14 protein-coding genes are annotated in these 22,317 nt (G+C 60.3%); all 14 read left to right on the forward strand.

Annotation, left to right across the window (positions count from 1 at the left end):
* Positions 1–69 precede the first annotated feature (69 nt).
* The 14 genes from CURTO8I2_RS00510 (at position 70) to CURTO8I2_RS00575 (ending at position 22,269) form a co-directional block, all read left to right on the forward strand.
* Positions 70–1,446, forward strand: a complete 1,377-nt coding sequence (locus CURTO8I2_RS00510) for a pyridoxal-phosphate dependent enzyme (RefSeq protein ID WP_159677763.1) — start codon at positions 70–72, stop codon at positions 1,444–1,446.
* Positions 1,447–1,528: 82 nt separating this feature from the next.
* Positions 1,529–2,704 (forward strand): cystathionine gamma-synthase, encoded by a 1,176-nt coding sequence (locus tag CURTO8I2_RS00515; RefSeq protein ID WP_159677765.1) that lies wholly within the window; start codon positions 1,529–1,531, stop codon positions 2,702–2,704.
* Complete coding sequence (locus CURTO8I2_RS00520) at positions 2,688–3,554, forward strand: ABC transporter permease (RefSeq protein WP_159677767.1); 867 nt, start codon at positions 2,688–2,690, stop codon at positions 3,552–3,554. Before CURTO8I2_RS00515 ends, CURTO8I2_RS00520 begins: the two co-directional genes overlap by 17 nt.
* Before the next feature lie 2 nt (positions 3,555–3,556).
* On the forward strand, positions 3,557–4,360 hold the full coding sequence (locus CURTO8I2_RS00525) for an ABC transporter ATP-binding protein (protein WP_159677768.1): 804 nt from the start codon (positions 3,557–3,559) through the stop codon (positions 4,358–4,360).
* A gap of 90 nt (positions 4,361–4,450) precedes the next feature.
* Positions 4,451–6,496, forward strand: coding sequence for a glycosyltransferase (locus tag CURTO8I2_RS00530; protein WP_159677770.1), 2,046 nt, complete (start codon positions 4,451–4,453; stop codon positions 6,494–6,496).
* Positions 6,496–7,281, forward strand: coding sequence for a DUF6270 domain-containing protein (locus CURTO8I2_RS00535; protein WP_255475716.1), 786 nt, complete (start codon positions 6,496–6,498; stop codon positions 7,279–7,281). Before CURTO8I2_RS00530 ends, CURTO8I2_RS00535 begins: the two co-directional genes overlap by 1 nt.
* A gap of 55 nt (positions 7,282–7,336) precedes the next feature.
* Positions 7,337–10,087, forward strand: a complete 2,751-nt coding sequence (locus CURTO8I2_RS00540) for a glycosyltransferase family A protein (RefSeq protein ID WP_159677773.1) — start codon at positions 7,337–7,339, stop codon at positions 10,085–10,087.
* A 30-nt stretch (positions 10,088–10,117) separates the two neighbouring features.
* Positions 10,118–11,614 (forward strand): class I SAM-dependent methyltransferase, encoded by a 1,497-nt coding sequence (locus CURTO8I2_RS00545; protein WP_159677775.1) that lies wholly within the window; start codon positions 10,118–10,120, stop codon positions 11,612–11,614.
* A 44-nt stretch (positions 11,615–11,658) separates the two neighbouring features.
* Positions 11,659–14,034 (forward strand): glycosyltransferase family A protein, encoded by a 2,376-nt coding sequence (locus CURTO8I2_RS00550; protein ID WP_159677777.1) that lies wholly within the window; start codon positions 11,659–11,661, stop codon positions 14,032–14,034.
* A 15-nt stretch (positions 14,035–14,049) separates the two neighbouring features.
* Positions 14,050–15,336 carry a nucleotide sugar dehydrogenase gene (locus CURTO8I2_RS00555; protein WP_159677779.1) on the forward strand — a complete coding sequence of 429 codons (1,287 nt, stop codon included), beginning with the start codon at positions 14,050–14,052 and terminating at the stop codon, positions 15,334–15,336.
* 24 nt (positions 15,337–15,360) lie between these two features.
* Entirely contained in the window at positions 15,361–15,855 is a 495-nt protein-coding gene (locus CURTO8I2_RS00560) for a hypothetical protein (RefSeq protein WP_159677781.1), read from the forward strand.
* Between the two features lie 514 nt (positions 15,856–16,369).
* Positions 16,370–17,902, forward strand: coding sequence for a hypothetical protein (locus tag CURTO8I2_RS00565; RefSeq protein ID WP_159677783.1), 1,533 nt, complete (start codon positions 16,370–16,372; stop codon positions 17,900–17,902).
* 21 nt (positions 17,903–17,923) lie between these two features.
* Positions 17,924–19,381, forward strand: coding sequence for a hypothetical protein (locus CURTO8I2_RS00570; protein ID WP_159677785.1), 1,458 nt, complete (start codon positions 17,924–17,926; stop codon positions 19,379–19,381).
* Positions 19,382–19,395: 14 nt separating this feature from the next.
* Positions 19,396–22,269, forward strand: a complete 2,874-nt coding sequence (locus CURTO8I2_RS00575) for an acyltransferase family protein (RefSeq protein WP_159677787.1) — start codon at positions 19,396–19,398, stop codon at positions 22,267–22,269.
* The last annotated feature ends 48 nt before the right edge of the window (positions 22,270–22,317 follow it).

Consider the following 22,317-nt stretch of genomic DNA (forward strand, 5'->3'; position numbering starts at 1 on the left):
GCCATCGCCCGCGGATGTTGTCCGCGGATGCGATAATCGTCGCCTGTCTCGCTGCAACCCGGACCTGCAATGCCGATCGCCGATTCCGTTCTCGACCTGATTGCCGACACGCCCATCGTGCGTGCGCGCCGCCTCGACGCGGGTCCCTGCGAACTCTATTTCAAGCTCGAGAGCCAGAACCCGGGCGGCTCCATCAAGGACCGTATCGGTCTGCGCATGATCGAGGCCGCTGAGGCGCGCGGCGATATCGCGCCCGGTGCCACGCTGGTGGAAGGCACTGCAGGCAATACGGGTATCGGCCTGGCGCTGGTGGCGCAGCAGAAGGGTTACAAGCTGGTGCTCGTGGTGCCGGACAAGATGAGCCGGGAGAAGATCTTCAACCTCAAGGCGATGGGCGCCGAGGTGGTGCTGACCCGCTCCGATGTCGCCAAGGGCCACCCGGAGTACTACCAAGACCTCGCCGAGCGCATCGCGCGCGAGACGCCGGGCGCGTATTTCATCAACCAGTTCGGCAATCCCGACAACCCGGCCGCGCACGAGCACGGCACCGGGCCGGAGATCCTGCGGCAGATGAGTGAGGTGGGCGGGCTGGACGCGATCGTGTTCGGTTGCGGCAGCTCGGGCACGATGACCGGCCTCTCGCGCTGCTTCGCCAAGGACGCGCCGGATGTCGAACTCGTGCTGGCCGACCCGGTCGGCTCGATCCTCGCCGAGTACATCAACGACGGCGTGCTCAACGACAAGTCGGGCAGCTGGATGGTCGAGGGCATCGGCGAGGATTTCCTGCCGGGCATCTCCGACTTCTCGCGGGTGAAGCAGGCCTATGCGATCAGCGACCAGGAGAGTTTCCTCGCCGCGCGCGAGCTGCTGCGGACCGAAGGCATTCTCGGCGGTTCGTCGACCGGCACGCTGCTCGCGGCCGCGCTCAAGTACTGCCGCGAACAGACCACGCCGAAGAAGGTGCTGGTATTCGTCTGCGACACCGGCAACAAGTACCTCAGCAAGCTCTACAACGACTACTGGATGCTCGACAACGGCTTCCTGGAGCGCGAACAGCACGGCGATCTGCGCGACCTGATCCTGCGTCCCTACTCGCGTCGCGACACCGTGGTGCTGCAGCCGACCGACCTGCTGGTGACGGCCTACCAGCGCATGAAGCTCTACGAGATCTCCCAGCTGCCGGTCATGGATGGCGACCGCATCGTCGGCATCCTCGACGAGAGCGACGTGCTGCTGCACGTCTACGGCGACGAGGCCCGGTTCCGCGAGCCGGTGTCGTCGGCGATGGTCAGCAAGCTCGATTTCCTCGACGTCAAGGCGCCGGTCGAGGCCCTGCTGCCGGTGTTCGACCGCGGCCAGGTCGCGATCGTGACCGATGGCGACCAGTTCCTCGGCCTGATCACCCGGATCGACCTGCTGAATTACCTGCGCCGGCGGGTGCAGTAACCCATACATGTGGAGCGCCGCGGCTCTGAACCTGTCGTTCAGGGCTGCTGGCTAGAATCTCCCGTCCTTTCAGGAAGCTGTCATGTCCGAATCCAGTTCCCGGCAACGCGATTACGCGCTGGCCACGTTGGCCATCCACGCCGGCCAGTCGCCCGATCCCTCCACGGGCGCGGTGATGCCGCCGATCTACGCGACGTCGACCTATGCGCAGTCCAGCCCGGGTGAGCACCAGGGCTTCGAGTACTCGCGCACCCACAATCCGACGCGCTTCGCCTACGAGCGCTGCGTGGCGGGCCTGGAAGGCGGCACCCGCGGGTTCGCGTTCGCATCCGGCATGGCCGCGACCGCGACCCTGCTCGAACTGCTCGACAGTGGCGACCACGTCATCGCGATGGATGACCTCTACGGCGGCAGCTACCGCCTGTTCGAGCGCGTGCGCACGCGCAGCGCCGGCCTGTCGTTCAGCTACGTCGACATGACCGACCCGTCGATGTTCGAGGCCGCGATCACGGAGAAGACGAAGCTCGTCTGGATCGAAACCCCGACCAACCCGATGCTGAAGATCGTCGACATCCGGGCGATCGCGGACATCGCGCACAAGCGCGGCCTGATCGTCGTCGTCGACAACACCTTCGCCTCGCCGATCCTGCAGCGCCCGATCGAACACGGCGCAGACATCGTCATGCACTCGGCCACCAAGTACCTCAACGGCCACTCCGACATGGTGGGTGGCATGCTGGTGGTCGGCGACAACGCCGAACTCGCCGAGCAGCTGGCGTTCCTGCAGAACTCCGCGGGCGCCGTGCAGGGTCCGTTCGACAGCTTCCTCGCGTTGCGCGGTCTCAAGACCCTGCATCTGCGCATGAAGGCCCACTGCGAGAACGCGCAAGCACTGGCGGAGTTCCTCGACGCACATCCCGCCGTCGAGCAGGTGATCTACCCCGGTCTCGCCTCACACCCGCAGCACGCGCTCGCCAAGCGCCAGATGGACGGCTTCGGCGGCATCATCTCGGTCCGCATCAAGGGGGGCTTCGAGGCAGCAAAGCGCTTCTGCGAACGCACTGAACTGTTCACGCTCGCCGAGTCGCTGGGCGGCGTGGAAAGCCTGGTCAATCATCCCGCGGTGATGACGCATGCGTCGGTTCCGGTGGAGCGGCGCTCCGAACTGGGTATGCATGACGATCTGGTGCGGCTGAGTGTCGGCGTGGAAGCGCTTGATGATCTGCGCTTGGAGCTTTCCGATGCGCTCCGGGCCTGAATCCGTGACGAATTCAACAGCAAGACCCGGCCGTCAGCAAACGAACGGCAAGCCACTTGGCGGACTACGGTTGTGGTCAGACGTCATCGGGAGTCTGCGGCGTCCGGAATACTGGACCTTCTCGGCGTGGCTGGACATTATCAGCCGTTATCGCAGGTCCAGGCTCGGTGTGCTGTGGCTTTTCGTCCCTCCAGCGGCGACGGTATTGGTAATTGGCAATTTCTACGCAGGGTTTTCCGGGCGTGACCCTCGCTCATTCATGCCATACATGGGGATGGGATATCTGATCTGGCGTTTCATTACTCAGGTTATTGGTGAGTCGTCGGCGGTGATGCTGTCGCATCGCCCGTTCATTATGGATGGAAGAACCCGCTACACGGATTATGTCTTCCGTGCTCTGTCCAAAGCGTCAATCAGCGCGCTTGCGGCATTTACGATCGTGGCGATCGCGTTCCTGTTCTCTCCAATGGCGAATATCGAAGGTTTCGCCAGCTTGGTTGTCACCGTGCCGGTTTTCCTCGTTAATGTGTTCGCGCTGGGTGTCATTGCCGCGCTTTTGGGCGCGCGCTATCCTGACATCCATGAACTAACGACTACGATATTTCTGTTCGGGTTTCTTTTAACGCCTATTCTATGGGATGCGGCAAATGTGCCGACCGATAGTGTCCGGGCAAAGCTCATGTACGTGAATCCGGCTTACCATCTTGTGCAGATGATCCGATCCCCGTTCCTCGGGGGGCATGTCGAATCGATCACCTGGATGTACGTGGGCATTATGACAAGCGTGATGCTGGTGCTGGCGACCGTTCTCTACCGGCGCTACGCGCGCTTTATCCCTCTCTGGATCTGATGATGGCCAGGCTTACCCTCGAAAATGTCGGCCTTGATGTGCCTATGTATCTCCACGGCGAGCGCCGTATGAACGGCTGGCTCGGAACACTGGGCGGCGCTGCCTTCTCTGCGCCAAAGCGCGAGTTTGTGACCTTGATCGATTCGGTTTCTTTTGAGATCGCCGACGGTGATCGGCTCGCGGTCATTGGGCGGAATGGCGCCGGCAAGTCCACACTACTGCAGCTGCTGACCGGCGCCTATCAGCCGACGCGCGGAACGATCACGGTAGATGGCACAAGTCATGCGTTGATGAATCTCTCTCTGGGTTTCAATCCTGATGCGACGGTCGTCGAGAACATACTGCTCCGGGCGTCCGCGATGGGAAGCTCGCTCAGCGAAGCCCGCTCGATGATACCGTCGGTCCTGTCGTTCGCAGAACTCGAGACTAAGTCGACGCACCGCCTGAAGACGCTTTCCACGGGTCAAAAAATGCGCCTCGGGTTCGCGATCTCCACCTCCACGCAGAATGACATCATGATCCTCGACGAGTGGATCGGCACTGGCGACGCGGCTTTTGTCGAGCGCGCCAAGGCGCGGATGCTGGATCGAGTCGGCGGCAGCAAGATCGTTGTGCTTGCCACGCATAGTCTTTCGTTGATTAGGCAGGTCTGCAACCGGGCGATTCTTGTCGACAATGGACGAATCAAAAGCGTTGGGTCGGTGAGCAAGGTCGTGGGTGTCTACAAAGAACTTTTGCGACGTTATGCGTATCAGGAATCGCTCAAGCAGACGCCTGCGGATGGCTCGAGTCAACGGGTCCAGTAGCCGGTGGCGGTCCACGGTTTCAGGGGTATCCGGACCCGCGCGATGCCGGGATGGATCTTGCGTGGATGGTCTCGGTAGCCAGAACACGATATGAAACCGGATGAAGAACTGCCGCTGGCTGGCCTTTCGCTGCACCTGATGCAGGCGCGTCGTGAAGTGGCGCGGCTCCGGGCCGAGGTGGACGGTTTGCGTGCCAGCACATCTTGGAGGTTGACGTCTCCGTTGCGTTTCATAGCGGAGAAACTTCGCGACCGTCCGAAGATGGATCAGGCGAAGCGGGCTGAAGTGGGCGCAGATCCTCGGATTCCAGTTGAGCTGCTGCGTATCGGCACGCTTACAGAATCCAGTGGCGGCAGCTTTCGAATAATTGATGCGGCCTGCCAGCTGTCTGGGCTTGTGCCCGATGCAGTGATCGAAATCCTAAGCCGCCACGCAGACTTTGGGTCTTGCGAATGGAATTTCAGCGGTCGAAAGGAGCGCCCTGTTGCTTTGATCTCCGGGCCGGCCTTGGCAACTGAACTCGCTTTCGATGTGCCAGTGCTGAGGCTCTTCCCAACGGACGCGGTGGAAGTTCTACGCGAAAGTGCGCCAGAGTTTCTGATTCTCGATATGGATTTCCACGACTTCGAACCAGCATGGCGTCAAGCATTGTTTGACCCCTATGGGCCGATCCAGAAAGTGCTGGACCAATGCGCCTTGCTCAAGGTCCCGGTCCTCACTTGGTTTCGCTGTGATCCAGGTCAATACGCGAATCTGAGGCATTGGGCCTGCGAGGCGGATCGCGTCTACGCGATAGACGATGCCATACATGCGCTCCTGGAAAAGGACGTGGGTGCCTCCAAGGTGCGGCTGTTGGAGCCTGTCGTTCAACCCAGGCTCCACAACCCGCTGGTGACCGACGCATTGGCCGCGTTGAAACCTCATGGCAAGTTCCTCATGCTTCACGACGCACTGGGCGACGTTTGTGAATCGGCAGGAAAATCGACCCATGGGGCGTGCGTGATGACGTGGCTGATCGACAGCTACTGGGAGTTACCTGAATCGTGTGTGCAGACCAGTACGTCGAATGCACACGTAGCGATGGGTGGGGTCAGTTCTGGCGACAAGTTGGTTCTCTCGAAAATCACTGACGCTGAGCTTTTCAACGCCGTTGCCAACAGACCACGATGGAAGGTCCAGCAGGACATGTTGAAAGCCGCCGCGTGCGGTTCGCTTGTCGTGGCTGAGCCTGATATCGCCGAAGTGTGGCCGTTGCGCGATTCGCAAGCTTTCGCAACTTCTTTGGAAGAGTGCGTCACGCTTGCGGCGGATGTGCTTGGAGCGGCAGCGTGGCGCAGAAAGGTTATCGACGAGGTGTCTGGCGTGCGCACGATGCGCAATGCATTGATGACTATGCGCAGTGATATCGACCGGCTTCATTATCAGCGCTCCGCGCCACTAATTTCCTGTCTGCTGATCACCCGTCGACCCGAGCGGCTGCGGGGCGCGCTCGAGAATTTCCGGCGCCAGTTGTATCCGAACTGCGAATTGATCATGGTGCTGCATGGTCATCATGTGCCGGATATCGATCTTTCGGCCAAGGGTCGGCGCGTCATGGCGCTGGAAGCGCCGACATCGGTCGGATTGGGTGACTGCCTGAATCTCGCGGCAGCCCGAGCGTCGGGTGACTTCTGGGCAAAGCTGGACGATGACGACTACTACGCGCCAGAGTATCTCACGCGCATGCACGCGTTGATCGAGATGGCACCGGCTGAAGTTGTCGGTATGCCTCTGCTTTTCACGCATTTCGAGTCAGACGACACCGTCTACTGCGACGTGCCCAAACTTGACGGCGCGTTCCGCTTCGAGAAAGGCTGGCGCTCCGGGGGGATCTGTGGCGCGACCCTGGCAGGCAGAACGGAGATCCTGCGCCGTATTCCGTTTCGGAGCGATCGCCGGCGAGGCGTCGATTCACGATTTCTGGACGACTGCAGCTCGGAAGGCGTCAGAATTGCCGTCGGCGATGGATTCGGATTCGTATGCCACCGAAGTGCCGATATTTCGCAGCACACTTGGGAAGGTGATGAGAAGGGTGTGCGCGCCCGAGGTTTTCTTTTGCCCCCAAGCCAGCGCGCTCTGGCTGGAGTAAGCCCTTGATGCCCTCGCCTCCCCGGATTTTCATATTGGGAAGCTGCGTATCCCGCGATGCGTTCGAGCTCACGGAGCACGGCATGCAACTGGCTGGCTACATTGCGCGCACTTCGCTAGCCAGTGCATTCCTGACACGGCCCGCTCCGAAGGAGATTTGCATGAAGACGCCAGAGATTGCGAGTCGGTTCCAGCGGCGCATGGTCGAGATCGATTTGCGCAGGCGCGCGCCAACGATGATCGCAGCAGCGCACTTTGACGTGCTCCTAGTCGACCTTATCGACGAGCGATTCAACTTGGCGAGGTTTGGCGGCTCAAATACGCTCCCCGAGCTTTTCACGCTTTCGCGGGAGCTTGCAGGCGTATGCGGCTGGGCAGGGCCGATCGTAACGCCAGGCACCAATCAGCACCTTGGCGCGTGGAAGCGGGGCGTAGGTCGTCTCCTGAAGCTGGTTGATCCGGGGCGAATCGTCGTGAACCGCGCTTTCTGGGCTGCGACGCTCGAAGACGGAACACCGTTGGAAAATCAGGCAATGATTGCCGAAAGCAATCGCGTGCTCGAAGTCATGTACGGATACCTGGAGAGGAACGGCGTCGGTGCGGTGATCGATTATCCAGACGGGGTGGTCGCAGACCCGAACCACAAGTGGGGCATTGCCCCGTTCCACTATGCGGCCGGCATGTACGAAATCATGGTCCACAAGCTCCAGGTCATCTGCGACAGAGCAGACTTGACGCAGCGCGACAAAGCCGCAGCGGGCCCTGGCGAGACGTTTTCGGGAGGTGGAGAGTGATTCTGCGCGTCAATTTTTTTCGCGGACCACGTCCGTTGCAAGTTGGAGTCGACTGTTGAGCACACTTCAGAAATCTCAGGCAGGCGCCATCGCTGCGCTCGTGCCCGCCGGGGACATCGTGCTGCAGGTCGAGTCTGCACCCGCTGCCGAAGCTGCTTCCGTGCGGGAGAGTTCGGTGTTGCTTCGGCGTATGCCAAAGGATGGCGAAGCTCTGGACGCGCCTGTGGTCGAGACCGTTGGACTCGCGGTGCTCCAGAATTGCCGCTCGGGACAGATCGGGAGCCAGACCGGACGCGTTGGATTGGTGGTGCTGTCCGGCGCGCCTGTGCCGGAGTGGGCGGATATGCTCATCCAGATCGCCTTGGATCAGCGTGCAGTTGTCGAAGTCGGTTCCTGTCCTTCCGAAGCACTGAAGCAAATTGGTGAAATCTTCGGCAAGCACGGTTACACCAGCATGGCGGGCTACCGGGGCGGCTCGGTCGTCCTGCTGGTTCCCGCGCGTACGCGCGTCGAGATGGTGCGGCTCCATCTGTTTGCTGGCGCCGGCGGTCAGCCCAAGACTCTGGGCGACAGGGCATTGCTGGTGACGCCCCCTGTGATTACGCCGGTCGAGGACATGCGCGGACCATCCGCAGCCTCCGGCGCCGGAGACATGATGACTGCGAAGCCAGATGTAGCGGCTCGTGTGCGCGACAGCGCGGATGACGTCGCATCGCTGCATTCGGAACTGGCTGAACTGCGTCAGCATCTCGCAAGAGTCGAGCACCGCGCTGCCGGACAGATCGAGCTCCAGTCGCTTGAACTGTCCCGCCTGAAGGCGGAAATGCGCGCTCGAACGGACATGCTGCTTTCACGTCACGAGGCGTTGCTAAACGGACGGATCTTCAGCCTGCTTCGCCGCTTGTCGCGCATGCTTCAGTGGCAGGGCCTCGCGAGGGGAGGCGTCCCGTCGTTGCAGAAGGTCAATGCAAGCCTTGATGCGGGCTCCGAAATTCCTCGGGGCCGTCCGCGGCTGGAGCGCGATACCGGCGACGACCATCTCCCGCACGCGACGATTTCCCTTCAACCCGCTCGTGCTGCAGCGGATTCTGCGCAGCTACTGTCGCCCCAGGAAATTCCCCGTCCGCAGAGTGTACGGATTGCCGGCGTGTCTTATATGTCCCGAAAAAAAGGCGGCGTAGTGGGCGCGGAGGCAACCTATCCGGGGGAGCCGCTTATCTCCGTCATCATGACGACGTATAACACCGAGCGTTATGTCGAAGCCGCGATTCGCTCGATACTCGAGCAGAGCTGGCGCAACTTGGAGCTTGTCGTCGTGGACGATTGCAGTTCCGACATGACGCGGACACGTGTAGAGGCGATGCAGAGGGTAGACAGCAGGATCAAGCTTTACTGTTTCGGCGAGAATAACGGCACGTATTTCTGCAAGAATTTTGGTATCACCAGGTCGACCGGCTCGATCGTAACCTTCATGGATAGTGATGATGTGTCGCTACCAGCTCGTATCGAGAAGCAGTTTCACGCGCTCAATCGTAGCGGCGTCGCCGTCAGCACCTGCAACCATGTCCGGCAGAATGAAGAGGACGGAAGCACGATTCTGATCAACGGCGTTGCCGAGCGTGTCGCTTACATCAGTCAAATGGTGAAAAAAAGTGTTATCGAAGAGATCGGATACTTTGACACCGTCAGGACTTCCGCCGACGATGAATTCCTGCGTCGCGTTCGCATGACGTATGGGCTTGACGCCCAAGTTAATGTAAAAGACGTGTTGTATATAGCGTTACTGCGAGATGGGTCGTTGACGCGAGACCCGGCGAATGCGATCAATTTCGTTCAGGACCGAAACGCCGCGCAGAGTTTTCTGTCACCACAGCGACGGCACTATGCGGCAATGTGCGACAAATGGCACAAGCATCTTGATGGCATGGGTTTGCGTCCCTACATGCCGTTCCCTGTGGTGCGGCGCCCGTATCCCGTTTTCGGGCGGCTGCTTGTGGGAGAAGGTCGTTACGACGGCAACGCGATCACCGCGTGCATGGCCACATATCCTCCGCGGGAAGAAAAGTTGCGCGTCGTCGTGGCTGCGCTGCTGCCGCAGGTGGATTCCATCAATATCTATCTCAACGGATACGACGAAGTACCAGCTTTTCTCAAGCATTCCCGCATTAATGCCGTGATCAATGGCCCTGATCTGAGGGACAATGGAAAGTTTCATTTTACCAAGGATGTGCCGGATGGCTTCTGCTTTACCGTTGACGACGACATCGCCTATCCCCCCGACTATGTGCAGAGCCTGATACGGAAAGTCGAGTTCTACGAACGCAAGGCGATCGTCGGTTTGCACGGAACGGTCTATGCAAAGCCGATCAGGAGCTTCTTTCGTGGACGGACATTGCTTCATTTCGAGGAAAGCCTCGCCACGGATACGGTTGTGAATCAGTTGGGCACTGGCACCGTCGCCTTTCATACGGATCTTTTGCGCCCCGAGCTCAAATGGTTCGAAACCACCGGGATGGCCGACGTATGGCTGGCGCTGGAAGCCCGGCGACGTCGCATTCCACTGGTAGCGATCGCACGAGAGGCGCATTGGTTGCTGCCGATCGGATCGGAGGAAACCACGCTCTTCAGAGAGTTTCGGAAAAACGACGATATGCAGACCGAAGTCGTGCGTCAGCTGGCGCCTTGGAGGGAAGAGCTCAGCCGAGAGCTCGCGGTCTCGGTCGCGGAAAAGAAGCAGGTTCTGGGCGAGAGTTATGCTCGGCTACTGCCTAATCTCGGTGTCGGCGATGCGGCCCGAAGGGCATAAATTCATATGGGCAGCGCATTGGAGCGAAATATGTCTGGATTCATGACGGTACGCAGACTGGGAGGGGGCATTCTCGCAATTGCCGGGGTGGCCGGAATTGCAGTGGGCATTCTATCCAGCACCACCTCCTACCTTGTTCTGGGCGCCTTGGCACTGTGGCTCCTTGTGTTCGGTGGAATCGCCTCCCTGCTCCAACGCGCAGGCTTGCTGATCAGGATGATCGCTGCTACGCGCGCTGACCTCGAGGGCCTCGCTCTTGGACAGCAGCGCCTGTCCGGCGAACTGCGTGAAAGGATGACGGTGGTGGAGCAGGCGCATCGTCGAGCCATCGGCCTCGCCCAAGACGAGACAGTTCGCCTCCGGAAGGACATGAAGCGGAGTCTCGCTGGAATTGAGGGTTACTTTGCAACGCTCGCGGACGACCAAGCCGGAGCTGCGACCATCCAGACCGCCAATCAGCTCTCGATCATCTCGATGCTCGTAGATGCGACAAGCAACCAGCGCAGGATGGAGGACGAGACGCGCCGCGGCCTGATGGAGCACTCCGGGCTGGCGATGCGCGTCTTCAGGGATATACACAGTGAGCTCGAGACTCGCCAAGGGTCCATGGACGATGCTGTGAAACATCTCGGACGCCAGTCCAGCGAGATCGGCGAATTGAAGTCAGTCATCGAATCCATCGACCGTAAGTTGAGCGATGCCGGCAACAGCCTGCGGCATATCGAAGCGACGCACTACGGCGTTGATACGGCCAACAAGAGTCTGGCCGAATTGCAGGCGGCATACGAAGCGGACAAGAAAAAGCTCTTGGCGCTAACTCGCGATGAAAAAATGTTGCGCAGCATTTCTAGGCGGGGGATGCAGTGGCTCAAATACGAAACCGTCCGCGAGGTCGAAGCGGTATTGCAGCTTCGCCAGATGCTTCAGGTTGAATCTCAGACGCCGCTCCTGGGTGGGTGGGCAATGGATCCCGAATCTGTCTACGGTCTAGTGCAGTTGCTCACAGAACGACGGCCGCAACGTGTTGTCGAGCTGGGGAGTGGCGCGTCCACCGTCTGGGTCGCGATGGCGCTGCGCCGTTGCGGCACCGGCAAAATCATTTCCTACGACCACTTGCCCGAGTACGCTGAGCAGACCCGCCAGGCTTTGCGCAGGGCGGGGCTGGAAGATTGGGCAGAAGTAAGGCACGCGCCGCTGGCGGAGGTGGCTGTCGGCACCGAAACCTATATCTGGTATTCGATAGAGGACGTGGCCGGGGACGCACCTATCGAAGTTCTGATGGTGGATGGCCCACCTGCATCGACGGGTGCGCTGGCGCGATATCCAGCCGTCCCCCGATTTTTCGAAGCATTGGGCGACCAATCCCTTGTGATCGTCGACGACGCGACCAGGTCCGACGAGAAACAAATGCTTGAACGCTGGGGCAATGAGTTTCCGCGTCTCAGGCCTGTAGACAATCTCGGTACCAGAACGGTGGTGTTGGCCCTTGAGTCGAAGCCAGCGGCAGCCGTACTGGCCGACTCGTGAAACAAGATATTGCCGGCAGTCTCGCCCCCAGATTGATTCGGCACATGCTCGGTACCCTCACCGGTCCCAAAGAGCACGCCGCTTTCGACGCAACGGCGCTACGCATGCGTTCTGCACCGGCGCGTGACGTGCTTGCGTGGCTCGCATCGGGTGGTGCCGCAGGGCTGGACGCTGTCCTTTCGATCGCGCATCTCGCCGTGCACGATCTAGCGTCGCCTGAAGCCGGCAGGTGGCGCACCTTCGATCCGACCGCCGCATCCAGGCTGGCCAGGCTGTTCGCCGTGCAGGACATCTTTGCCGGCGACCGTCGCGATGCCCATGCCATCTACCAGGCCATCGTCAATGTGCACGGCCCGCGCGCCTTGCCGCGGCGCCACGTCAATACAGCTTTGCAGGTCGCGCTGTCTGTAGCGGATTACAAGGCCGCGGTCGCTTTGCTGGCTCTCCTGCCGCAGGAGAGTTACGACCACCGCTTCGCCCTGTGCGACCTCGCCAACCCCTTTTCCGGCAGTCCGCATGCGTCGATGGAGCGTTGGTCGGCACGGCTGAACGCGATTCTGTGGGAAAAACGGGTCGCGCCCGTCCATGTCGTGCCTGGCGCGCCTTCCCCGTTCGATGGACTTGCCTGCGATCTCGCAGCGGGGGCCAGAGACGGTCCTCGGGTGACCGTTGCGGTCAGCAGCTGGCATCCCGACGCGAGCCTGTTGTCCGCCGTCGGTTCGATCGTCAGGCAGACCTGGCGGAACCTTGAAATCCTGCTGGTGGACGATGGTTCGCCTGCAGAGTATGACGCCACTCTTGCTGCTGCGGTCGCGCTGGATCCCGCTCGCATCCGGCTCATCAAGCAGGAGGTCAACGGCGGTACATATGCAGCGCGCAACCGTGCGCTGGCGGAGGCATCGGGAATTTACTTCACCGTGCACGATTCCGACGACTGGGCACATCCCGGTCGCATCGAACGACAGGTGTCCGCGTTGCTTTCGGACGCGTCCCTTGTTGCGACGTACTGCACTGGTCTGCGTACCGACGATGACCTGTTGGTCAGCCTGCCTGGCGTGCCGGCGTTCCGAACGAATGAATCCTCGCTGTTGTACCGGCGTGAGCCGGTCATGGAAGCCATTGGCTATTACGACCCCTCCCGCAAGGGCGCCGATACTGAATTCTCAACGCGCCTTCGACTGCATTTCGGCGAGCAGCGCGTCGCGACGCTTCCAGATATCCTGACATTCATCCGTCTCAGCAAAGGGTCGCTGTCTAGGGCGGAATTCAGGCCCGGCTGGCGGCATCCCGCGCGTGCCACGTATCGCCGCAGTTTCGAGGCTTGGCATGATCGCAATTCCAACCTCGCCATTCGCAGCCTGGATCCCGCCGGCCAAAAGTTCGCCCGGCCAGCGCGTTTTGATCCTGAACCCCGACCAAGCACCGCTTTCGACTTCGCGTATCTGTCCGATCATCGGCTGTCGGCACCGGGAGTAGGCCGGGTGGCGGAAGAGCTCGCGGTATTGGCCGAAGGTCAGATCCGGGTCGCCATCGTTCAGCAGGATCTGTTCACGCACCTTTCTCCAATTGCAGTTGAGCCGTACGCGGTATACCTGCAGGACATGCTCCAACGCCAAGAGGTCGAGGAGATCGACCTAGGGGGCAGTGCTCACGTGGAGACACTCGTGGTCACCTCCCCTGCGTTGCTGACCTACATGACGCAGCTGCGCACGCCCATGACCATAGGCAAGGTCATCCTGATCGACGACCCCGATGAGGCTATCAACGCCCATGTCGGTTACGACAGAAGCCTCTGTGAACGGGCCTGCAGGATCATCTTCGGCTGTGATCCCTGCTGGATACAGCGCGAACGCGACAGCGAACCGGCGGCTGCCGTGTCATGGCCTCGCGCGGTGGCGTACCGGCACTGGCGATCGCCCCTGCGTGAGACATTGGATTCGCGTGACCCCGTCCTTGGCCTCGCGTTGCCGGTGGCGGGTGACATGCGGCTCTGGCTTGACCGCCTGGCCGAACTGCACGCGTTTCCGGTACTCGTCTGGGATATGACAGATGGTACGAAGACCGAGTGCCTGCCTGCGGCATGGACCGTCTACCGCGCCGGTTCGACTGCATGGCCCACCTTTCTCGCTCTCGTCGACTTCTGGATCGACATGAACCTACCCCGACAGGGCTCGCCGCCTGCACTCGCTGTCCTGCAGGCGCTCATGGCCGGTTGCATTCCCGTGCTGGAGCTAGGCTGGCAGGTACAATACGGCGATGCCGCGGTGTACGCGGCCCCTTCCGCCCTGGCCTGCGTCGTCCAGACGCTCGGCTCCAGTCCGCAGCTTCGCCGCAGTGCGCTGGAGCAGGGGCCCGCATTCGTCGACCGCACCGCAGGTCCTGCTGCGTTCGGCAGCAGGGTGCGCGCGTTAACAACATGACAGGAACTTGACCACATGATCGTAAATTCCAGCGCCGAGAAGCGCCTGGCCATCGTCGGGCTCGGCTACGTGGGCTTGCCGCTTGCGGTGGCATTCGGGCGCAAGCGGGACGTAGTCGGCTACGACATCAGTGGCGATCGCGTCGAAGAGTTGGGTAAGGGGCACGATCGCACCCTCGAAGTCGATGCCGATGAACTGGCAGCCGCATCCAGGCTCACCTTCACCTGCCACCTCGACAAGATCCGCGACTGCAGCGTCTTCATCATTACGGTGCCGACGCCCATCGATACGGCGCGCCGTCCCGATTTCGATCCGCTGTTGAAGTCCAGCGCGGCGATCGGTTCGATCCTCAAGCGCGGCGACATCGTGATCTACGAGTCCACGGTCTACCCGGGCGTGACCGAAGAGGTGTGCGTGCCGGTGCTGGAGGAGGTATCGGGCCTCAAGTTCAACGAGGACTTCTATTGCGGGTATAGCCCGGAGCGGATCAATCCGGGCGACAAGGAGCGCACTGTCACCAAGATCACCAAGGTAACGGCGGGTTCCACGCCCGAGATCGCGGATTATGTCGACGAGCTGTACGCCTCGATCATCGAAGCTGGTACGCACAAGGCCAGTTCGATTCGTGTTGCCGAGGCAGCGAAGGTCATCGAGAACACCCAGCGCGACGTCAACATCGCGCTGATGAACGAGCTCGCACGCATCTTCAATCGCATCGGCATCGACACGCACGAAGTGCTGGCGGCGGCCGGCACGAAGTGGAATTTCATGCCGTTCTCGCCGGGACTGGTTGGAGGCCATTGCATCGGGGTGGATCCTTATTACCTCGCCCACAAGGCGGCAATGCTCGGCTACAACCCAGAACTGATTCTTGCTGCACGTCGAATCAATGACGAAATGGGCCCATACGTGGCGAGCCAAGTCATGAAGCTGATGGCGCAATCCCGCATCAACATTGTGGATTCGCGGATTCTGGTGCTGGGGCTCGCATTCAAGGAGAACTGTCCGGACGTTCGCAATACCAAGGTCGTGGACGTGATCGAAGAACTGCGGACCACCAATGCGACCGTGGACATCCATGACCCATGGGTGGACGCTGCCGAGGCAATGCATGAATACGGGATTGGGCTGCTGCGCCATCCCGGAGCAGGTCAGTACGACGCCGTCGTGCTGGCGGTCGGGCACAAGGAATTCGTTCCTGATGGTTCTAGCGGCACGGTTGAATCGTTCCTCAAGCCCGGCGGAATCATCTTCGACGTCAAGGGCGTGCTGCCTCGTTCTGAGAACGTCTTCAGGCTGTAACCACCGACCATTCAAGGAAAGGACATGTCCAGTTTTGCGTCGAAAGCTTTTATCGTAGTTGCCGCGCTCGCCGCCGCAGCTTGCGCCCCGGATCGGAGTGACGTCGAGGAGAGCGCTGCAGCACCTGCCGCCGAGGCCGCTGCGGCACCGCAAGCCGCCACTCCGCCCGCTGTCGTGGAAGAGGCGCAGGCCATCCCCGGTCGACAGGTCGCGTTGCTGGGCGCGGTGGTCGATATCCCGTTCGAGCACCGGCAGGTCTACGATCGCGTCCGGCCGGGGCCGAACGATGTGCCCGAACGGCAGATTGGGCTTGCCTCGGCGAGCACCGACCATAAAGCGCTCGCCGCAGAGCTTGAGAGCGCTCTCAAACTGGCAGGCTTCGAAACGCGTACGAACGAAAGTAAGGACGAGTGGGTCTGGATCACTGTTTCCAGCGGTGCGGGCCAAGCTAAGGTGGCAGTCCGCCCAGATAGCAAAAAACCAGAAAGCGTTATTGTCTTCAAAATTCCTCAATCCTAACGATGCAGCTGGCGCCGCAAGTGCACAACTTGCGGGATCGTAATCTGCTACTTGGAGTGGCATCGTTAGAATATAAAGAGCGTAATTGCCGCTAGTGGCGCGCGTTATCCGTGGCGGGCGGAGGCGCCGGCCAAATGTATCGGGGCCGGGTTGACCTGGCGACGCAAAGAGCGGTTCTCAGTCTATGTCCGCGACATCTGATCCTTCTTATTCTCGCTGGGCATCATCCAATGAACGGGTGTATAGCTGAAGTTTGCTTCGCGCGTCCAAGAGCTCGCAGGCTAGGACTAAATCTTAAGCCGCTGGTTCGCGAGGGTAGCGGTTGGCCTCGCGGCAAGAGATTAAGTCGTTGCATGCGCTCCGAATTTTCCGCAATTGATTGCTGCGGGCCAAGGGACATCAGGCATTTCGACGCATGAGGTATGCGGCTCGTCACGCAGGACCAAGCGCAGACTAGGCCTTTGTCAAGCGATCTGCTTAGTGATTTCGTATAAAAAATTAATGAGAGGTCGCAGTGAAGATTAAGGTGCTTGTTGTTTTCCACGAAGTTATGATGCGGAAAATCCTGCGTCTGAATGCTCGCTTTGATCGGGACTTCTTTGCGTCGGATCTATGGGTGCGGGGGCCTAACTCCACCAGTAGGTTGAATCTCGCAAATTATCTGGCGTTTCTTCATCTGAAGAAGGCGTTTGATATCGAGTTCATCTGGGCGGAGTCCTTCTCGACGGAACTTGAGGAGAAGCTCAGGTGGGCGGACCTCGTCGTAATCAACCAGGTCCCACGTAAATCCAGCATTGCCTTTTTGAACGAGTTCGCTCGTTGGGCTCGTGAGAATGAGTTACTGGCAAAGGTTATTTTCGGAACGGAGTTGACGTGGTTTAAAGAGCTCAAAGTCGAGGCCATCGATCGCGAGACGCTGGACTTTGCCTACTTCGAGAACGTGCTCTTGAGGCATACAGCGAGAACTGACCGTGAGTTGTATGCCGACGATGCGGGTCATCGTGCGCGTTTGCAAGAATTCGAGCTCGGGATCGATACGGAGGTTGTGAAATGTGAGACACCCGCGACGGAGCGAAAATACATCACCTTTGTGCGTGCTCCGGATGGGCGTGTCACCAAGAACAACGACGCAATCGATAGGATCCGCGCGCTCGTGCAGGCGTCCGATGCTCTTAAGTCGTATGAGATCGTCGAGATGGCGCCCCCGTACTCGACTGTTGAGTACTGGGATGTAATGTCGAATAGCGCATTTTTTGTGTTCACTTCTAACGGCGAGACATTTAGCTACTGCTTAAATGATGCCAAGGCCCTCGGTGTGATTTCATTTTATCCCGAGCATATGTATTACTCGGCTGTCGGTAACGGTTACGCGGTGGAAAGTTATCCTTGGTCGGGCATCAAGTTCAAGAATGATGAGCAGCTCCTCGCGATGATGGAGCGCCTGGCGTTGGACCCGGACGCAATGATGGTTGAGTCAGCGCGATCCCGGCAGGTCGTAATTGAGAACTTCTCGGTAGCTAGGTTGGTCGAGAAGTGGAGAGCACTTCTCACTGGGAAAGCTCTTTGCACTGAGACGCTCTATTTGTTCGATGGCACGAAGCATGTGGATGTCGAAGAGCTGTCGAAAGCGTGTCGTGCGCATGGGGCGCAGTACGCGATGCCGTATCGGAATGTCGGCCCGTTGAGCGCTGGTGTCGATCAGCTCACCAGGCACCTGCCGGACCATGACTTGGTACTGCTTCGGTATTTCGTTGACCAAGTGAACGATGGGGGTCTACGTAGGAGCGTCGTCAAAGACGCCGTGGGAATGATTCCAGGCGCCGGAGTTGAGGTCCGCAGGGAGAGCAACGACGAATCAGCGAGGTTCATGCAACTTCTATGCAGAACCTACAGCATTGGCGAAGTGGTTCTCGACCCGTCTCTGGAAGGAAGCACGGTTCATCTCGCACTGGATGCGGTTCGAGTATTTGATTGCATCGGAGCTCCCCTTAGAGAGATCGATGTGCGTGTTTTGGCAGAATTGTCTGACAACGATCCTGTCTCCTGATACCTGCCTGGGAATGGTTTAGTGGCCAAATTGTTGATATGGGATCTGGATGACACTTTGTGGCAGGGGACATTGGCCGAGGGCGATGTCCCTGCCATTTTCGACAGCCGGGTCGACGCTATCAAGCGCTTGAATGTTGCTGGGGTTGTCAACTCGATCTGTTCCAAGAACAATCTGCAGGCAGCTAGGTTTGAGCTCGAGCGATTCGGCCTCTGGAATGAGTTTGTGTTTCCAGAGATATCTTTCGAGCCTAAAGGAGAGCTCATCAAGCGCATCATTAGCGATATGCAGCTCCGGGCGCCCGACGTGGTGTTCATCGACGATAACGAGATGAACTTGCGGGAAGTCGAGTTCGTCAATCCCGGGATTCGCACGATCGATGCGCGGGGCAGCGACGTCGAAGTATTCCTTGCAGACCTGCTGGAGAAGACCAAAGGCATCAGCAAATCGCGCATTCCGGAATATCGGATTCTGGAGCAGAAGCGCGCCGATCGTGAAGCGGACCAGTCATCTAACGAGGAGTTCCTGCGTTCGTGCGACATCGCAGTGGCCATGGTGCGCAGGACCGACAATCTTCGTTACGCCGGTCGCATCGAAGAGCTGATCAACCGCACGAACCAGCTGAACTTCACCAAGTCGCGCGTCGCGCCCGGCTCGATGCCGGAATACATCATCGACGTCGCCCACAACGAAACCTATTCAGTGTTCGTCTGGGACCGGTATGGCTACTACGGCCTGGTGGGTTTTGCCGCGGTGGAGAACAAGACGGTCCTGCGTCATTTCCTGTTCTCGTGCAGGACCATGAACATGGGCGTCGAGACTGCAGTGGCTTCGGTGCTCAAGAAGACGTTCAAGTCGATCAAGCCGCCGGTCGATACGACCAAGCCGGACTGGATCAGGCTGGTGCAAGCGGACTCGGAGGAGTTCGCGCAGCGGGTCGTGGCAGAGGCTGAGTCCTTTACGCCGACCATCCGGGTGATGGCCAACTGCCAGTCCGGGGCCATTGCGCACTATATGGGCGGACAGGACGTCGAGTTCGACAACTGGCCGCGTACTTTCAAGCTGGAGGACGCGCTGGGCTCCGGCCTGGGCGAGTCGCCACATCCGCTGCTGATCTACGGCGCCTTCTTCGACTACGACACGCGGTACTGGTCGACCCCGCCGAGCGATTCGGTGTATCGAAGCGCGGCGGAGCGGCTGATTGGCTCGACACGGGAAGCCGGGAGCCGGCTGATCGTGATCCTGCCTAAACCCGAGTTCAGCCAGGAGCGGGCTGTGGACGGCATTACCTCTGAGCGCTTCGCCCGGCTCAACGCGATCTGGAGCGAGCTCGCAGGCCAAGAGGAGCATATGGAGCTAGTCCAGCTGGGGGTGGACGTGCCGCTGGGGGACGTGACCGATCCACGCCACTTCGACCGCACTACGCTCAAGCTGCTGGGTGAGCTGATGCGTAAGCGTGCCACCGTGGGCGTGCATTGAGCGGGCTGGCGGCCGTGCCGGCCGGCACGGCGGGTGGCTCGAAGCATCATTTCAGGCCGGATATCCAGGGGCTGCGCGCGATCGCGGTCCTGCTGGTGCTGGTCTACCACGTCTGGCCCGACCTGCTGCCGGGCGGCTTCATCGGTGTGGACGTGTTTTTCGTCATTTCCGGATTCCTGATCACATCGCTACTGAAGCGGGAACTGGAACTGCACGGTCGTATCGGGTTTGCTGCTTTCTATGCGAGGCGGGTGAAGCGGTTGCTGCCCGCGGCGCTCGTGGTGCTGGCGGCGATCCTCATAGGTACCCTGCTGTTTCTGCCTGTCACCAACTGGCGCTCGGCGAGCCATGAGGTGGCCGCAGCCGCGCTCTACGTGGAAAATTGGTGGCTGGTGCATCAGGCGGTCGACTACCTCGCGCTGGACGGCGCAGCGTCCCCTGTCCAGCACTTCTGGTCGCTTTCGGTCGAAGAGCAGTTCTATTTCTTCTGGCCCGTGCTGCTGGCGTCCGCCTGGTTCGTGGGTCGGCGGCGCGGTGGGTTGTCCACCACCATTGGGCTGCTCGGTCTGGTGTTGGCGGGCTCCCTTGTCTATTCGGTCTCGTCCGGGCTGGCCGGGGACTCTGCGGCCTATTTCTCGACGCTGACACGGATCTGGCAGCTGGCTGCGGGCGGCCTGCTTGTTTTCCTGCCTGTGGCACGCGCTGCAAGCGCGTTTGCTTGCCTGCTGGTGGGGCTGGTCGCGATCGCCCTCTCCGCGCTGCTGTTGTCCGGTGAGCTTCCTTATCCTGGATATCTGGCCTTGGGCCCCACGCTGGGAGCGGCGTTGGCCCTGTACGGCGGAAGCGCGTTTGGGCGCAGTTTCACGACGCGCTGGCTGGCTTCCACGCCGGCTGGATTCGTGGGCGATATCTCGTATTCGCTCTATCTGTGGCATTGGCCACTGATCGTCTTTTACAAGGCATGGGCGGGCGCCGATCCGGGATTGCTGGACGGTCTCGCCTTGATCGCAGCTGCGCTGGGACTCGCGGCGTTGACCAAGCGTTACGTGGAAGATCCTTTCCGTGGGAACTCCGGTTCCGCAGCCCACTGGCGCACGATTGCGTCCGGCTTGGCGGCCAGCCTGCTGATCGTACTGGCAGCGTTGTGGGTGGCATCCACCGTAGGCGGTGACAGCGGGCAGCCAGCGACTATCGAAGATTCCCGTTATCCGGGCGCGATGGTGATGCTGCGCCAGGAGCCGCTGCAGGATCCAGTACCCGATGAGTTCCTGCCGAGGCTGCCGCATGTCGAGCAGGATGTTGCCGACGCCTATCAGCAGGACTGCATCCAGAGTATTGGCGGGACCGAAGTCAAGCCGTGTCGGTACGGTGATCCGGGGGCCCGGCTTCGCATTGCCGTCGTCGGTGACTCGCATGCCGTCCATTGGCTGCCTGCCTTCGAGCTGTTGGCCCGAGATCATGACGTTTATATCGAAGGACTGACCAAGACCAGCTGCATCACCTCAGGGCTGCCTGTTTATCACCAGAAGCTGACGAAGCCCTACGTGCAGTGCAACGCCTGGACGCGCAATGTCATCGATTATCTCAATCAGCAGGCATTTGATCTGGTGGTCGTCAGCCAGTCGCCGAGGCATCGCATTGCAGGTCGGGAGGCGCGGAGCCCGCAGTCCCAGGCGGACGATATTGCACGTGGCATGGCCGCCGTCTGGTCCGGCCTCGGCAAGGAGACGAAGCTTGCGGTGATCCGTCCGACGCCCTGGCAGACCACGCTGGTTCGTGACTGCGTGGCGAGCAATGAACCGCCTTACGATGTCTGTGCGGGGGAGCAGGACAAGGTGCTGTTCCACAATGCGCTGTCCAGCTTCGCGGGTATGTCCGGTCTCCCGCTTCTGGATTTCACCGACCTGTTCTGTCGTGATGGCCGTTGCCCGCCCGTGATCGGCAACGTGTTCGTGTATCGCGACTCCCACCATGTCACGGCCAGCTACATGCGTACGCTGTCACCGGCACTGGCGCAAAGGCTGGGAGTGACGTTGCCGCCTCGACTCGGGCCACGGGCCCCGACGGCCGAGCGTTCTGCCGTGGTGTCGACGCCATCGCCGGAACTGGCAGCAGCGGACCGAGACGATGCCTTCGGCCATGGATGTGTGCAGCCGCTCAGGCATGCAACTCTCAAAGTATGCAGGTACGGGGCCAAGCTGGAGTCATCACGACTGCGCGTTGCAGTGGTAGGGGATGCGACGGGCGCTAATATCCTGCCAGCGCTGAAGGAAAATGCAGTCGAGCGCGGCTGGCGTATCGAGACCTACCTCAAGGAAAGCTGTTTCTGGTCCGATAGACCGGTCTGGAACAGGAAGCTGCGCCGGGCCTACACCGAGTGCACTGCCTGGAGCGAGCGCGTAACGCGGGCCGTGATTCAGTCCCGGCCGGATATTGTCTTGCTCGCACAGTCGCCGACCTACACCGACGATCGCTCGCGCACGATCGAGTATGCGACGCCGCGATTGGCAGCCGGGTCCGCCTCCCTGGTGCGGGAGCTGCAGGAAGCGGGTCTCAACGTGGTTGCACTGCGATCGCTGCCACTGCTTTCCAAGAGCGTGCCGCAGTGTCTTTTGATGCGCGGGGATGTGTCTGCTTGCGGAGACGAGCGTGCGAGCAGTCTGAGAACAGGGCCGTTGGACGTGGTTGCCATGGAGACGCCGGGGGTATCGCAGCTCGATCTGTCGAGTGCGTTCTGCGACGGTTCCAGATGCGAGCCGATTATCGATGGCGTGCTGGTCTATCGCGACAGCACCCAGCCGACCCGGACGTTCATGCAGGCACTGTCGCCCACGGTGCAGGCGCAATTGATCTCGGCGTCGCGCGCTGAACCGTCGACGCGCCCATGATGTGAGCTTGATTTCATTACGATTATTCTTTGCGCCCGGTCGGAAGAC

Origin of the sequence: Luteimonas sp. 9C, assembly GCF_902506295.1 — a bacterium.
Taxonomy (GTDB): domain Bacteria; phylum Pseudomonadota; class Gammaproteobacteria; order Xanthomonadales; family Xanthomonadaceae; genus Luteimonas.